Genomic DNA, 15,314 nt, shown 5'->3' with positions numbered 1-15,314 from the left:
ACGCTAATGTAGTTAGACTCCAACTTCCTACCTTTAGTTTTACCTATATGAACGGGAATTGCAAATTTATCTTATCGCAAATGTGTTATTTTCTACGGAAACAAACCATTAATCCATTCTAATGAATTATACTGTGTAATCTCAATTTCCCCTTGCAATATCCGCATACATATTTGCGCGGATCGACCTTCCTTTTACGCAAATACTCCGCCTTGCAGCTCACGCACACGAGCTTGTACCGATACGGTTCCTTGCGCTTGAGCGATTGGGGCAGCGATCTGCAATAGCGGGTTCCGCCTACTTTGGCCAGCAGCTGCTTAAAATCATTGTCCCGATGCTGATAACCCCTGCCCCGCAGATGCAGATGGTAGTGGCACAGCTCATGCTTGATGATTTTCTCCACGTCGGAGGTACCGAATTGCTCATACTGAAGCCAACTGATTTCAATGTCGTGCGTACGTGTAAAATACCGTCCGCCGGTAGAACGCAAACGCCGGTTAAATCGAGCCTGATGCTCAAAAGGAAGCCCAAACGACGACAACGATATTTGCTCCACCCACTGCTGGAGCTGCCGGTCATCCATCGATTTTTCCCATCCTTTATTCTCTTTCTCTCTTTAAGTTTCTCACTTGAATTGTAACCGTAGGTTAGGCTACACTGTCAAGTAGGAATCATGAAAAATCATTTTAACGCACGAACTAACGTCTTATCTTGTGAGAGGAGCCCGTTTTCCCATGTCCAAAATGAAACACGCTTTACTTCAACATAACGACCAGGTGGAATTCGTAGAGATGCCGTCAACACATATGTACCAATTGGCCGCACTGAATCAAAGATTACACAAAGAGCTCGATAAGCTAACCATCCCGTCCAAGCCTGTCCTGCCGGTGTTTATCGCGGAGTTCGAACAGCTTGAGATTATTCACCCGGCATACAAGCTGCAGCACGGCCTGGAATACATCAACGCGCTCGAGAGCACCTTCTCCGCTCTTCAAGAGCAGGAAAAAGAATATCCGCTCATTTCCCTTCTTACGGAAATCCGCGCCCTTCAAGCACAGCTTGAGCAGTGGTACGAAGAGGAAGAAGAGCTCGCGTAATTCATAAGGACCTGCACCCCGCAGTCCCTTTCGCCATATGCTAAGATGTACAGCAGCATGACGGGAAGGGGCTGATCGGCTTGCCACAGTGGCTATGCAACCAATTGATGCGCGCTTTTTATAACAAGAACCACCGGCAAATCCGTTTGCTTAACGATTGCTGGTTCTTTTATCGAACACGTAAGCAAGATGCGCATTTTACGGAATCCCAATTTCATTGAACGTATCCGGACAAATATAAATAGAGCATATGCCAGTCGAAAGGGACTCGCTTCGACATCAACCAAGCGAACCCCCTTGCCTCCGGCCTATGCTCTATTCTTTGCTTAAGAAGGCTTTTTCATCGTCAAACCGACGCGGCCTTTTTTCACATCGACGTTAAGTACCCATACCGTTACTACATCGCCTACGGATACCACATCCATCGGATGCTTTACGAAGGCGTCGCTCATCTGCGAAATGTGGACAAGTCCGTCGTTCTTAATCCCGATATCGACGAACGCGCCGAAGTCGATCACGTTGCGAACCGTCCCCTTCAGCTCCATGCCCGGCGCCAAATCCTCGATCTGCAGCACATCGGTGCGGAAAATCGGCGCAGGAAGCTCCTCCCTCGGGTCACGGCCCGGCCGCTGCAGCGAATCGAGAATGTCGCGCAGCGTCGGTACGCCAACGTCCAGCTTTGAAGCCAGCTCTTCCGGCTCCAGCCTGCCGAGCATCTCTTTCAGCTCCGCAGTTCCAAGCCGCGAGAGCTCTACCTTCAGCTCACGGAACAGCTTGTCCCACTACGCCGTAAGACTCGGGATGAATCGGCGTATTATCGAGCGGATTCGCACCCTCTGGGATTCGCAGGAAGCCCACGCACTGCTCAAACGCCTTCGCCCCAAGCCGCGGTACCTTCTGCAGCTGTTTACGGCTTTCAAACTTCCCGTTCTCATCCCGATATTTCACAATGTTTTTGGCCAGTGTACTGTTCACACCCGACACATAGGACAGCAGCGACGGAGAGGCCGTGTTCACATCAACGCCAACATGGTTCACCACCGACTCGACAACAAAGGTCAGGCTTTCATCGAGTCTTTTTTGCGTGACGTCGTGCTGGTACTGTCCCACACCGATCGCTTTCGGCTCGATTTTGACCAGCTCCGCCAACGGATCCTGCACCCGCCGGGCAATCGAGATCGCGCTTCGCTCCGCTACGTCCAGGTCAGGGAACTCTACCGCCGCCAGCTTCGACGCCGAGTATACGCTCGCTCCAGCCTCGCTCACGATCAGATACTGCAGCTTCCGCGCTTTCACTTCGCCGATCAGATCGGCTACGAACTGCTCCGTTTCACGGGAGGCCGTCCCGTTGCCGATGACGATCAATTCCACGCCGTACTTGTCGATCAGACGGCCGAAGACGACCTTTGCCTCCGCAACCTTGTTGTTCGGGGGCGTCGGATACGTGACGGCGATTTCGAGCATCTTGCCCGTATCGTCCACGACTGCGAGCTTACAGCCCGTCCGGTATGCAGGGTCTACGCCGAGGACCACCTTGCCTTTGACCGGAGGCTGCAAAAGCAGGTTGCGCAGGTTTTCCGCGAATACCTCGATCGCTTTTTCCTCCGCTTTCTCCGTCATCTCATTGCGCACTTCCCGCTCGATCGATGAGGACAGCAGTCTTTTATAGGCATCCTCAATGACAGCCTGCAGTGTATCCGAGACTACGGACGGCCCTTTGATCATTTGCTTGGCTATGTAGTCGTGAATACGTTCTACGGGCACGTCCAGCGTTACCTTGAGCACATCCTCCCGCTCCCCGCGGTTCACCGCCAGAATGCGGTGAGGCGGCAGCTTGCGAACCGGCTCCTGATAGCTATAGTACATCTCATAAACGGATTCCTGCTGCGCATCCTTGGCTTCCGTGCGAAGCACACCCTGCTCGAAGGTATAGCGGCGCACCCAGGCCCGGATTTTCGCATCATCGGCGATTTGCTCGGCGATGATATCCATTGCGCCCTGTACGGCCTCCTCAGCCGTCTGCACGCCCTTCTCCCCGCTGATATAGCCTGCGGCTTCGGACAGCAGCTCTCCCTGCTTCGGCTGTGCCAAAATCCACTCCGCCAGCGGCTCCAGCCCCTTCTCCTTGGCCACGCTTGCCCGCGTCTTGCGTTTTTGACGGTAAGGCCGGTACAGATCTTCAACCTCCTGCAGCTTCGCCGACTGTTCAATGGCGCTGCGCAGCTCGTCTGTCAGCTTTCCCTGCTCGCCGATCAAACGAACAACCTCCAGCTTCCGGTCCTCGAGATTGCGCAGATACGTCAGTCTCTCCTCAATGTCGCGCAGCTGATTTTCATCAAGCTCACCCGTCATTTCCTTACGATACCGCGCAATAAAAGGAATCGTATTCCCCTCATCCAAAAGCCCTACGGTCGTCTTTACCCGGCTTGCCGCAATCTGAAGCTCGGAGGAGATCTGCTTCAAAATCCGCTCCTGAATCGCCGCCTTCATCTCTGCGGTCAACTCCGCCTGATTTTGTTCATCCCCCGCTTGTACCATTTGCTCTTTTGCCATCCACAGTTACTCCTCTCTATCTGTCCAAAAACGAAAAAACGAGGGCACACGCACCCCCCGCCTCGTCAGCATTTTTTAAAACTCGATTAGTCCTACGCTGATTTGCAAAGCTTCATCGACCTTGCGCATGGTTTCTTCATCCAAGTGCGTGATTTTATCCGTTAACCGCTGCTTATCGATGGTTCGGATTTGTTCGAGCAGAATGACCGAATCCCTGTCAAAACCGTGCGCTTCCGCGTCAATCTCCACGTGCGTCGGCAGCTTGGCCTTCTGTATCTGTGCTGTAATCGCTGCCACGATGACCGTGGGACTGAAGCGATTGCCGATATCATTCTGAATGATCAGAACAGGCCGAATGCCGCCCTGCTCTGAACCCACGACCGGTGATAGATCCGCGAAAAAAACATCGCCACGTTTGACAATCACTCGTCACACCCCGCTTACAAGACGGTCAAGCGTGTCATCCGCTTCTTCCTCCGCCTGAAATGCTTCCGAGGCCATGTGTAGGTTGATCTTAGCCATCTCCATATAGCCGCGCTGCATCGAATCGCGCAAATGCCTTTTCTTCCGCTCGATCAAATACAGCTTCATTGCCTGACGGATAAATTCGCTGCGGTTGGAATTTTCCTTCTCGACCAGATGATCCACTTCCTGCAGCAAATAATCCGGCAAGCTGATCATGATTCGCTTCGTGTTATGAGCACCCGCCACCAACATGCACCCCCAAAAACATGCAAACACCTATTTCCATTATGGCAAAATCCCAGTTAAAATATACAAAATCAATATATGCACAAGATATAGCAAATATGCTATACCGCTCGGCGCCCACAGAATATATGACTATACATATTCGCGGAAAACCACGAAAATCCTCTCAGCCCGAAGAAAAAATCCAATTGGAAAATCAACCCGTTACACTGTACGTTCCCATCTGTGGCGGAGCAGCGGATTGACCGCATGCGCTGCGCGCCCTTCTTTGATATAGACTCGGGGAACACGGTGCGAGATCATGCAAATAATTTCGTAATTGATGGTTCCAAGCCAGCCGGCATGCTCTTCGGCTGTGATTCGTTCTTCCCCTTGGCTTCCCAGAATGACGACTTCTTCCTCTATAGATATATCGGAAAGCCCCGTTACATTCATCATACATTGATCCATACAAATTCGGCCTACAATCGGCACTCGCTGTCCTCTGATCAGCACCTGCGCTTTGCCCGTCAGCATTCTTGAGAATCCGTCCGCATATCCGATCGGCAGCGTCGCAATCGTCTCCTCGCCCTCCGTCCGATAAATCGCACCATAGCTGACACCCGAACCGGGAGGCACCTTCTTGACCATAACGACGCCCGACTTGATGCTTAGCACCGGCTGGAGCCGGACTTTTTGCTGATTGACTTCCTCCGAAGGATACAAGCCGTACATGCTGATCCCAAGCCGTACCATATTAAACGTCAAATTCGGCGTATCGATTGCCGCAGCGCTGTTGCCTGCATGCACCCAAGGGAACCGGATCCCCTGCCGGTGAAAATGCTCCACCACCCGTTCAAAACGTCCGTACTGCTCCAGCGTATAGCTTTTGTCCGTCTCATCCGCGCAAGCATAATGGGTGAAGAGCCCTTCCACCCGCAGCCCCGGAATACGCATGGCCCGTTCGATCAGTCCAATCGCTTCATGCTCTTCCGTCAATCCGAGCCGGTTCATACCGGAATCAATCTTAATATGAATGTTCAGCGGACGCTCTTTGGGCCCCAAATTCTCCCATGCATCCAACAGCTCATGCGTGTAAATATTTAATGTAATCTCGTTTTCCCAGGCCGTTTCCAGTCCCTCAGGCGGCGTGTACCCGAGCACCAGAATCGGCGCCGTAATCCCCGCTTGCCGCAGCTCCAAGCCCTCGTCCAAAAAAGCGACAGCAATATACTCCACACCGCTGCTAAGCGCCTCTCTGCAAACCTCTACAGCGCCATGGCCATACGCGTCTGCTTTGACCACAGCCATCATGCTTACGTGTTCAGGAAGTACTCTTCGAAACTCCTCCAGGTTGTGACGCAGTGCATCAAGCGAAATTTCTACCCGCGTCGGCCGGTAAAACGAATCCACGAGGTCCACCTTCTTCTTAAGTCTCACAAAAGCAAGGGAAGCCACCCCATTTGGGGAAGAGCTTCCCTTAATGACTAGAACTATGTTAATCCGTATACCCTCGTCCTGTCAACGATATCACGGATTTTTAACAGATTGGGAAAGATTACAATAGTAAAGTTTCTGTTTACTCGCACAAAGTCTTAATCTATAATTAATGATGTAACCAAAATAAGAGAGAAAGGAGGCCAAAGCTTATGAGCGAACATTTGCTCCATCAAATCATAGAGGAGCTGCGCGAGGTCAAAGGCGAGGTTAAACAAAATACCGTCCGCATGGATTCGTTGGAAAACCGAATGGGTTCGCTGGAAACGAAAGTCGATTCCTTGGACAAGGAGCTGAAAGAGTTCCGACAAGAAACACGGGCGGAGCTTCAAATGTTAGCAGACGGTCAAAAGGGAATTCGCGCCGAAATCAACGATCGCTTTACCGAAATCAAACAAGAGCTCAGCCGTCACGATTTTACATTCGAGGTCCTGAATAACAACCGGCTCCGTTTGGAGACCGAAATCCAAATGCTTAAAAATAAGTAGCCGAATCAACAACATCCCAGAGAATGGTTTGCTTGACTGGAATGATGCCTGTATGTAAACCAACGGAGGATGTTTTCTCCCCCCTCTTTATCAGCCCCATAAGTAATAAGTATGCTGTGACAAGCTCTTTTCCTCCACATATTCAGCTATTTTCCGTCGGCAATAGCCAAATAAGAGCCCCGCAGGATCTCCTACAGGGCATGTTGATGTTTCATTATCGTTTATTTTCCCATTTCTCCTTGGACCGCCTGTGCGACCTTAATCATTTCCGCTTCCGGCAGATCTGCGGTCGACAAGCGGAACTCTACGCCGTCATAGGTCCAGGTCAGCGTTTTTTTCGCATCCCCCGTCACAACGCCGAGCGTAAAGCCCAAATCCAGTATGTCTCCCGGCAAATTGGTCACCATCTTCGTCACCGGACGCGATTCCACCAGCGTGTAGTTATATGTTCCCGAGTACCGAAGCATCACAGCCTTATCTTCCCCCAGGGTCAGCTCCGTCACATCCTGCTTCTTCACTCCGCTGGGCATATAGTTCGGCTCGATGATGCCAAACGATTGCTGCTTGGCTGCATTCGTCTTTGCACCCGCGGCCATACCTTTTGCTTCGGTTCCATTCGCTGCGGCGCCTTGGCCCTTATCTGCTGTTCCCGCGCCGGCCGACCCAGCCTGCGCCCCGTCATGGTTATGCGTCATCGTCGGCTGTGTCATCAGGTTCCAGCCGGTCATATTGCGCTGCATGTCAAAATGATCCTTTTCAAACTTCGTACCGAATTCAAACGTATCAAACCGCACGATCACCATCACATTCGCATTCGCATCCGACACTTCCACATGCTGCGGCGCATAATTTTTCTTATCGAGCCACACCTTCTGCCGCGCGAGCGATCCGTTCTGGTAGTTCGCCACCACATCAAACACATACGACTTCTCATCCGTCGTAAATTGACGTTGATTATCCATCAGAATACTGTCCACAAGCGACTGGTACAAGTAAACTTGTCCCTGATTTTCCGGCCAATCGCTCTGAAAGCGGAAGCTCTTATTCAAATGCGGCGTCAGCACGAACACCCCATCATCGTTGCGAAGCACAATCTGCGTAATGTCCTTCTTTGCATTCGTCAACACAATCCGATAGTATGAAGGCTCCATGTAACACACCTCAACGTCGTACTCCTGCGGCTCCTGCCCCGTATTCAGCGTCATCTTGCCTTTGCCGTGATAACTCTGCAGCTTGCTCCTTACCCCATCCAAATCCTTTACCACCGATCCCGCATCCTTCTTTCCCACCAGGCCGCATCCGCCGACCACCAAGCTCAAGCAAACCATCACAAGGGCAACCACCCACGTGAACCGCCGCATAGCTTCATCCCCTCCACGACATAATCAAACTGAACTTGATAACATGTCTATGTGGGGACTTGGACAATTATGCAGACAAGGGTTGGAGAGAAAATAAAAACTCCTATAACGGGGTAGTTATAGGGGTTGAATGTCTATGACATTATGAATCGCGATAACTAACACATTAAATTTATACTGTTAAAATCATCTCTTCTCATATAACATGATTTCTTGAACAGCAGAAATAATATTTTTGTAATTTTTATAATAAGCCTTTTCTTCAGTCTTAGAAACGGGAGCTGGGGCATCAGGTAAAGCAACACGCTTTACGGGTGCTTTTAAATCATTAAATGCATGATAACCGATTACAGCGGCAATCTCGGCTGAAACTCCCCCAGTAATCCAACCTGAATCAGCAACAACACATCTTCCTGTTTTACGAACTGATTTGATCACCGTTTCTTGATCCCAGGGTTTTAGACTTCTTAAATCTATTACTTCAGCAGAAATCCCCTTCTGGGCAAGTTCTTTAGCCGCTTTACATGCTTGTCCTGCCATAAAGGAAATTCCAATAATAGTAACGTCTGTACCCTCTACTCTTATAGCTGCTTTTCCGATTTCAACTTCATATGTGTTTTCAGGTACGTCTCCAACTTCATCGTACAACCATCTATCATCAATATATATGACAGGATTATTATCATTTACTGAGGCAATAAGAAGCCCTTTTGCATCATACGGAGTACTAGGCATTACTACTTTTAATCCTGGGATATGCATCAGCAAGGCATGCAATGCCTGCGAATGTTGTGCCCCTTGTTCTCCCCCCCTATTAATTACTGATCGGATCACAACAGGCGCCTGAGATTGACCCGCAAATATATATGACCAATTTGCAGCTTGATTGATAATAGGGTCCATAGCTAATAACATAAAATCCATTCTGGGATGGAAAACAATGGGTCGCATGCCTGTAATCGCTGCTCCAATCGCTGCACCTGTTGTAGCATTTTCACTTACAGGTGTATCAATAACACGTTCTATTCCAAATTCTTTATCCAGGTCCTTAAGACTACTACCCGCATACCATGGGCTGCGTACACCTTGTCCAATTAAAAATACACGAGAATCTTCACGAAGTAAATTTGCATGAGCTTCTCGTATAGCATGACTATAAGTGATTTTCTTCATTACTACCAAGCCCTTCATAAAGTTTAATAAGTTCAACTGCCTTAGCTATACACATACTTTAATACACGCTCTTCATCAGGGTAAGACGCTTTACGAGCCTCATTAACTGATGTTTCAACTTCCTCATGTACTTGGGATCGAGCCATATCCAAATCTTTTTGCTTATAACCTAAATTTATTAGTTTATTTTCTACAAATTTAATAGGATCTTTTTGCATCCATTCCTTCAATTCTCCTTTACGTGTAAGTCCAACATCAATGTCATAGGATCCACCAACATGCCCACGCCAACGGAAAGTTCTGCATTCAATAAAAATTGGCCCTCCGTTGTTTTTAATTTTATAGATAGCTTCTTTCGTTATATTATACACTTCCTCTACATTATTACCGTCTACAACATAACTATCTATCCCATGATAATCCCCTAGGGATACGATATTGTCCTTCATACGTCTTTCCAATAAATGCAAGTGGCTAGAGTAAAGGTTATTTTCACATACAAAGAGAACCGGTAATTTATTTATAGCTGCGATATTAACCGATTCATGAAAATGCCCTTCCTCTATCGCACCATCACCAAAAAATGCCACCGATATTTTGTTTTCATTTCGCATCTTTATAGTGAATCCTCCACCTACAGCTAATGGAATAGTGGCTGCCACAATTGGCACAGTACCCACTATACCAACATTATTATCTATCACATGCATTGACCCACCTCTGCCTTTAGAACACCCCGTCTCCTTACCAAAAATTTCACTCATTAAGGAAATCAAATTCCCGCCCTTTGCTATATAATGCCCATGAGACCTATGATTCCCCCAAATTAAATCCCCGACTGTTAAATTTTCACAAACCCCTGCTGCAACAGCTTCTTGACCTACATACAAATGACTAGGAGTCCCTACTTCCTTATTTTCAACTAATTCTGCGAGACGGTCCTCAAAAACTCGAATTCGTAACATTTTTATATATAGACTCCAAAATAGATCATTCATTCGTGTTTCCTCCTGTAATTTGATTAAAAGATATTAAATTGGAAAGCACTTCCCTATCTTTGTCTGCAAGACTCCAATTTAGTGCACCAATATTTTCTTTGATTTGTTCAGGTTTTTTTATTCCAGTTAATGCCGTAGTAACCGATTGGTTGTCAAGAATCCACCGCAAAGCAACTTGTCCTGGACTTTTATTATATCTTAAACCAATTTCTTTTAGAAAGTTCACCAATTCCAAATTTCGTTTAAATTTCTCTCCTATAAAATTACTGTCTTTGCTACGAACATCATCTTTGCTAAATTTGTAATCTAAATTAAATTTTCCAGTAAGTAGACCTTTAGCTAAAGCATCATATACTATAACACTTAATTTGTTTTTTGATGTAAAGTCTAAAATATTCTTTTCCATTTCACGATTTATTAAGCTGTATGGAGCTTGTATTGACTCCAGTTGTCCGAATTCGCAAGCATCTTTTACCTGCTCCAAATTAAAATTAGAAACTCCAATATGTCGTATTTTCCCTTGCTCTTGACACTTCTTTAAAGTTTCCAGTGTTTCGTTGATGGGGGTATTGTAGTCTGGCCAATGTATCTGATAAAGTGGAATACAATCTATTCTTAGTCTTCTGAGACTATTTTCTAATGCTTGCAAGACGTATTTCGGACTGCTATTCCTACCAATATTCGCATCTTTATCCCAAGAAACACCGAATTTAGTGGCGATAACTACATCATGTCTATTACTTCCCAAAGCCTTGCTTAAGATTTCTTCGGAATGTCCAAAACCATAGACATCAGCCGTATCAAAAAAATTAATTCCTAAGTCAACTGCTTGTTTTATTGCAGAAATAGACACTTGATCATCTATATTTCCTCCCCAACCGTGTCCACCAATTGCCCAACAACCGAATCCAATTCTAGATACTTGTAATTCGGTATTACCGAGTTGCATGTATTCCAATAAAAATCATCCTTACTTAATATTATTTTCTAATAATTACCTTGATGGTTTGAAATAAAATTTTGACATCTACCCAAAAACTGGAATTTCTAACATAATACAGTCTTAATTTATTTTTTTCCGGTCTTATAATATCTTTATAATATTGATCAGGGTCTTCACTATTAGCTAAGATTGCGTTTAGATTTCTGAATTTGATAGAAGAATAGTCTGTTATTCCCGGACTCACATTGAGTATTTCTTTCTCCTCTTCATTATACATTATTGTATATTCTTCAACTTCAGGTCTAGGACCAACAAGGCTCATTTCACCTTTAAGAACATTAAATAATTGTGGAATCTCATCCAGCTTATACTTTCTCAAAATTCCACCAACTCTGGTTATTCTAGGATCAGTTTCTGCCGTTGAGGTGCCTCCAATTTTTTCTGCATTAGCTACCATTGTGCGAAATTTATACATTAGAAATGGTTTGCCGTATTTACCAATTCTCTTACCTTTATATATTACTGGTCCTATTGAACTTATTTTAATTAATAATGCAATGATTATTAAAAGTGGCAATAGTAAAGTTAATACTATTAAAGAGACAATAATATCAAATAAACGTTTCATAACTATATCCTCTCAAGCTTCAACTTATTTTTTTGCTTGATAATTGCAATAAACTTTATTCATGTGATTAATCAAATCATTATAAACTATTTCTGCTGAATATGAACTTTGAAATGATTCAAAAGACTTGTCCGATAGTTCCACTCGCAATTCACGATTATCATATAAATTTATTAAGAGTTCAGTTAAAGCTTCTGCATCACCATTTTTGTAATAAATACCAAAATTTCCTTCAGTAACCATCTTTCTTAATCGCCCATCCAAACTGGTTATAATAGGAAGAGCGGAGGACATATATTCAATAATCTTATTGGGTAGACTTAACATAAAATCTTTTTTACTTTTATAAGGCGCTAGCCCTACTGAGCTCATTTTCATTAATGTCCATATATCATTAGTATTAACCCATCCAGGAAACAGAATATTGGAAACACCATTAGCTAGAGAACGATAGTGATCAAACTGATCCCCACTTCCACACAATACAAATTTAATATTTTTGTTTCTTTTTTCGATCATCTTTGCCGCATTTATTACAGTTTCAAAATCAAATTGTCTTCCAAAATTACCAAAAAAACATACTATAAATTCTTTTTTTGAGTTACCAATACCTACTTGTTCCCACTTCTTTTTTGCCTCGGCAATCTTATCTTTATCAGGAATAGATTCCATATATCCTAATGGAAAACTCTTGTCAAGCTCAGTTGAGTTTCTACCAGCATAGTTAAGTCCCCACTGTACAAATTCAGGAGTAATGCCAATAATCGCAGTCGCTTTTCTACAGGCTTCAGTGGCCATTGAAAACATCGGAGATAAAAGAAACCTGGATAAAAAATTAAATCTTTTGGGAAAGAGATCCACAAAAATATCCGGCCATAAATCCCTAATATCAATAATCACAGGAATACCAAACTCTTCACCATACCTTACTGCTTCAACGCAAAACTCCAATGTAGGAAAACTACATAATATTATATCTGGTGGAGTACTTTCTCTAGATAATATTTTGAAAGCTTTTGCCATTTGTCTATGACTAACAATTCTGGAAAAACTGACATTTTTTTTATACAGAATAGAATGTAAATGATAAATTTCAAGATTATTATTTATCTTAACTAATTTATTATGATCGAACCTTTGTTTTTTTCTCACATGATCAACTGTTGATGTCCACCATGTAACTTCATACCCATTTTCACTCAGCATTGATGCTAAAATTCCCATACGGTATAAACGAACATCCTGCCCGTCTGTATGCAAAGGTTCTCCTGTCTTTATAATCCAAATTTTTTCCATGAATGTTTACTCCTGCTTCAATCAATTCATCTTAACCTCTTGAGTTTTTAAATTTCCTGCTCTCCCAATAACTGTTCTTGAGGCACATTCCTTAATTTTTTGGCAGGAGCACCTACAACCAATTCTTCTTTCTTAACATCTTTCGTCACAACACTTCCTGCCGCTACTGTTCCGTCTTCTTCTATCACTTTTCCGGGCAAAATAGTAGAATTAGCTCCAATCCTTCCACCATCCTTGATCGTTACCCCTTTAAACTTGGAGAAACGTTCTTGGGTTCTAGCCATGTAATTATCATTTGTTGTTACCACACATGGTGCAACGAACACATAATCTCCGAGCTCCGAGTAAGCGGTAATATAACAATTTGTTTCCAGCTTGCATTTCTTCCCTATTTTACAATCATTTTCGACCGCTACTCCGCGGCCGACAATCGTTTTTTCGCCGATGGTTACTCGTTCACGTACCGTAGCTAAATCAGCAACAAAAACATCATCGGCCAGTGCTGCATTTGCATAAATAATGGCTGAGGTTCCAATCGTACACCCAGAACCAATAATCGCCGCGGGCAGCTTTTTCACATCCGGTAAAATGGAATTTTTGGCCCGCGTAGGCTGTTTTCCAATAACTGCATTATCCTGAATCAGCACATGATCTCCAATAATAACATCTTCATAGATTACAACATTATTACCAATAGTTACATTTTCTCCGAATGTAACATTTTCTTTAATAACAACATTCTCCCCTATGGACAAAGGCTTCATAGTATCAGCATCCCTTTATAGAAATTCAGTCTTTCAAGCTTTGATGGAGAGGATCAAGAAGCTTATTTCAACCGGCTTCAAGTGTTTCTAACAACTCCAGTTTGGTCACGTAATATAAAGCAAGAGACTTTTGCATAATAGGCTTCCTTTTAATGCACCACCTGAATCCATAACGATGCTACCAGCATTTTTTTTCAAAATCAACATTTCCAAATATGAAACTGGACTAACCGTTTTGATAGTCTTTGCTTTCTTCAATGATATTGTATAATCCAAAGTCTTTCAGTTTCTTCTTTGGACGGGAATTCCATCAGTTTCAATAAGAATATTGGATCCATGATCCGTAAACACTATGTAACTTCATCCGGTATTGTCTTGTTGAAACTTCTTACCCCTGCTTCAATTTAGAATAAGAGAAAATACGATTTACTTGCAACAAACAAGCCGTGAAAAGGATTGAAATCGTATCGCCATAGACGAGAACCACGCCCGGTTTTTCGCAATTTTGGTCATCATATCTCTAATTTGCTTACCGTGATTACCTGAACCCACTCCCAGAGCATAATGCGGGTTAGGAATATTTAATTCCCAAAAAAATATCCGACATTTTATGTCATAATGCTGACCAGTATGAACTAATATATCATGAAAGGACTTCCACTTTTTATAATTTGCGGCTTGGCTCCAACGATAGTAAGTATCTTTTTCATTGCGCCTCCTGATAAAACTCTACAATTTTATTTACAACATAGAGTTGTTGTTCTTCCTTCAACTCAGGGAACATCGGCAAAGATATTGCTTCCTGACAGGCTTTTTCCGTCTCGGGAAGATCACCATTTTGATAACCTAGCTCAACAAATACAGGCTGTAGATGCAGCGGTTTGGGGTAATAGATCATCGTTTCAATGCCTTGTTCTTTAAGATAGACTTGCAATTGATCCCTGTTTTTCACCCGTATAGTATATTGATGGAAAATATGATAATTGTGTTCTTTTATATAAGGTGTCGTTACAAATTGGGATACTTGTTCTTCTAACAATTGGGTATAGAAAAATGCTTTTTCTCTTCGCAGCAAGCTCCATTCATCCAGATGGGGGAATTTCACATTTAGAATCGCAGCTTGCAGTTCATCCAATCGGCTATTGTATCCTAGTACATGATGATAATATTTCGGTTTACTTCCATGTACCCTTAGCACACGTATTCTTTCCGCGATTTCTTCGTTAGCAGTAACAACCATACCGCCGTCCCCATAAGCACCTAAGTTCTTCGTAGGAAAGAAACTATAGCAGGCCGTTGCTCCTAATTCGCCAACGTGTTTCCCTTTATATTTAGCGCCGATGGCTTGTGCAGCGTCTTCAATAACAAATAAGTTGTATTTTTTAGCAATATCAGTAATAGGATCCATATCCGCAGTCTGACCATACAAATGTACTGGAATAATGGCTTTGGTTTTATCTGTAATTGCAGCTTCAATTTTTGCAGGATCTATATTAAATGTCCTTGGATTAATGTCTACAAACACAGGCTTGGCACCTATACGGGCGATAGCCCCTGCTGTTGCAAAAAAGGTGAAGGCCGTTGTAATGACTTCATCCCCCGGTTGAACTCCACATCCAAGTAAAGATAGATGCAACGCATCACTCCCGTTAGCAACGCCGATTCCAAAGGATACATTGCTGTATTGTGCTATATCTTGCTCCAGCTTTTTTACATTACTGCCCAAAATAAAATGAGAAGAGGACATCACTCGCTCCAGTGCTTGTCCAATTTCCTCCTTTAAATTTTGATATTGTTCAGATAGATCGAGCATTGGTATTTTCATA

At 44.1% G+C, this 15,314-nt stretch carries 15 protein-coding genes and 1 pseudogene; 3 read left to right on the top strand and 13 right to left on the bottom strand.

Annotated elements, in window-relative coordinates:
- Positions 1 to 118: 118 nt before the first annotated feature.
- Positions 119 to 583, bottom strand: a complete 465-nt coding sequence (locus ACZYR9_RS05300; protein WP_488977431.1) for a SprT family protein — start codon at positions 581 to 583, stop codon at positions 119 to 121.
- Between the two features lie 151 nt (positions 584 to 734).
- Between ACZYR9_RS05300 and ACZYR9_RS05295 the strand changes: the two genes are divergently transcribed.
- Together ACZYR9_RS05295 and cmpA are read left to right on the top strand one after the other, a co-directional pair.
- The gene (locus tag ACZYR9_RS05295) at positions 735 to 1,097 is read left to right on the top strand and encodes a hydrolase/acyltransferase (protein ID WP_488977430.1); all 363 of its coding nucleotides are present in this window, start codon (positions 735 to 737) and stop codon (positions 1,095 to 1,097) included.
- An 80-nt stretch (positions 1,098 to 1,177) separates the two neighbouring features.
- On the top strand, positions 1,178 to 1,318 hold the full coding sequence (gene cmpA, locus ACZYR9_RS05290) for a cortex morphogenetic protein CmpA (RefSeq protein WP_488977429.1): 141 nt from the start codon (positions 1,178 to 1,180) through the stop codon (positions 1,316 to 1,318).
- A gap of 105 nt (positions 1,319 to 1,423) precedes the next feature.
- Here cmpA and ACZYR9_RS05285 read toward each other — a convergent pair.
- The 4 genes and pseudogenes from ACZYR9_RS05285 to alr form a co-directional block, all read right to left on the bottom strand.
- Positions 1,424 to 3,635 (bottom strand): annotated as a pseudogene (locus ACZYR9_RS05285) (Tex family protein).
- 90 nt (positions 3,636 to 3,725) lie between these two features.
- The gene (locus ACZYR9_RS05280) at positions 3,726 to 4,076 is read right to left on the bottom strand and encodes a type II toxin-antitoxin system PemK/MazF family toxin (protein WP_010494553.1); all 351 of its coding nucleotides are present in this window, start codon (positions 4,074 to 4,076) and stop codon (positions 3,726 to 3,728) included.
- 3 nt (positions 4,077 to 4,079) lie between these two features.
- A complete protein-coding gene (locus ACZYR9_RS05275; protein WP_488977428.1) occupies positions 4,080 to 4,361 on the bottom strand; it encodes a CopG family ribbon-helix-helix protein in 282 nt (93 codons plus the stop codon).
- A gap of 204 nt (positions 4,362 to 4,565) precedes the next feature.
- Positions 4,566 to 5,753, bottom strand: a complete 1,188-nt coding sequence (gene alr / locus ACZYR9_RS05270) for an alanine racemase (RefSeq protein ID WP_488977427.1) — start codon at positions 5,751 to 5,753, stop codon at positions 4,566 to 4,568.
- 236 nt (positions 5,754 to 5,989) lie between these two features.
- On the opposite strand from alr, the gene ACZYR9_RS05265 reads away from it, so the two are divergent.
- Positions 5,990 to 6,325 (top strand): hypothetical protein, encoded by a 336-nt coding sequence (locus ACZYR9_RS05265; protein ID WP_488977426.1) that lies wholly within the window; start codon positions 5,990 to 5,992, stop codon positions 6,323 to 6,325.
- 221 nt (positions 6,326 to 6,546) lie between these two features.
- Here ACZYR9_RS05265 and ACZYR9_RS05260 read toward each other — a convergent pair whose 3' ends face one another.
- The 8 genes from ACZYR9_RS05260 to ACZYR9_RS05225 all read right to left on the bottom strand — a co-directional run bounded on the left by ACZYR9_RS05260 (position 6,547) and on the right by ACZYR9_RS05225 (position 15,313).
- A complete protein-coding gene (locus ACZYR9_RS05260) occupies positions 6,547 to 7,686 on the bottom strand; it encodes an outer membrane lipoprotein-sorting protein (RefSeq protein WP_488977425.1) in 1,140 nt (379 codons plus the stop codon).
- Between the two features lie 186 nt (positions 7,687 to 7,872).
- A complete protein-coding gene (locus tag ACZYR9_RS05255; RefSeq protein WP_488977424.1) occupies positions 7,873 to 8,859 on the bottom strand; it encodes an alpha-ketoacid dehydrogenase subunit beta in 987 nt (328 codons plus the stop codon).
- A gap of 41 nt (positions 8,860 to 8,900) precedes the next feature.
- On the bottom strand, positions 8,901 to 9,857 hold the full coding sequence (locus ACZYR9_RS05250) for a thiamine pyrophosphate-dependent dehydrogenase E1 component subunit alpha (RefSeq protein WP_488977423.1): 957 nt from the start codon (positions 9,855 to 9,857) through the stop codon (positions 8,901 to 8,903).
- On the bottom strand, positions 9,850 to 10,806 hold the full coding sequence (locus ACZYR9_RS05245) for an aldo/keto reductase (RefSeq protein ID WP_488977593.1): 957 nt from the start codon (positions 10,804 to 10,806) through the stop codon (positions 9,850 to 9,852). The genes ACZYR9_RS05250 and ACZYR9_RS05245 overlap by 8 nt, the downstream gene beginning before the upstream one ends.
- A gap of 31 nt (positions 10,807 to 10,837) precedes the next feature.
- Positions 10,838 to 11,428, bottom strand: a complete 591-nt coding sequence (locus tag ACZYR9_RS05240; protein WP_488977422.1) for a sugar transferase — start codon at positions 11,426 to 11,428, stop codon at positions 10,838 to 10,840.
- A gap of 24 nt (positions 11,429 to 11,452) precedes the next feature.
- Positions 11,453 to 12,724, bottom strand: a complete 1,272-nt coding sequence (locus ACZYR9_RS05235; protein WP_488977421.1) for a glycosyltransferase family 4 protein — start codon at positions 12,722 to 12,724, stop codon at positions 11,453 to 11,455.
- Positions 12,725 to 12,771: 47 nt separating this feature from the next.
- Positions 12,772 to 13,488, bottom strand: coding sequence for an N-acetyltransferase (locus ACZYR9_RS05230; protein ID WP_488977420.1), 717 nt, complete (start codon positions 13,486 to 13,488; stop codon positions 12,772 to 12,774).
- A gap of 706 nt (positions 13,489 to 14,194) precedes the next feature.
- Positions 14,195 to 15,313, bottom strand: coding sequence for a DegT/DnrJ/EryC1/StrS family aminotransferase (locus ACZYR9_RS05225; RefSeq protein WP_488977419.1), 1,119 nt, complete (start codon positions 15,311 to 15,313; stop codon positions 14,195 to 14,197).
- Position 15,314 lies beyond the last annotated feature (1 nt).

Source organism: Paenibacillus sp. F024 (assembly GCF_057814255.1).
Note: the sequence above shows the minus strand (reverse complement) of the source record. Positions and strands in the feature narration are given on the sequence as shown.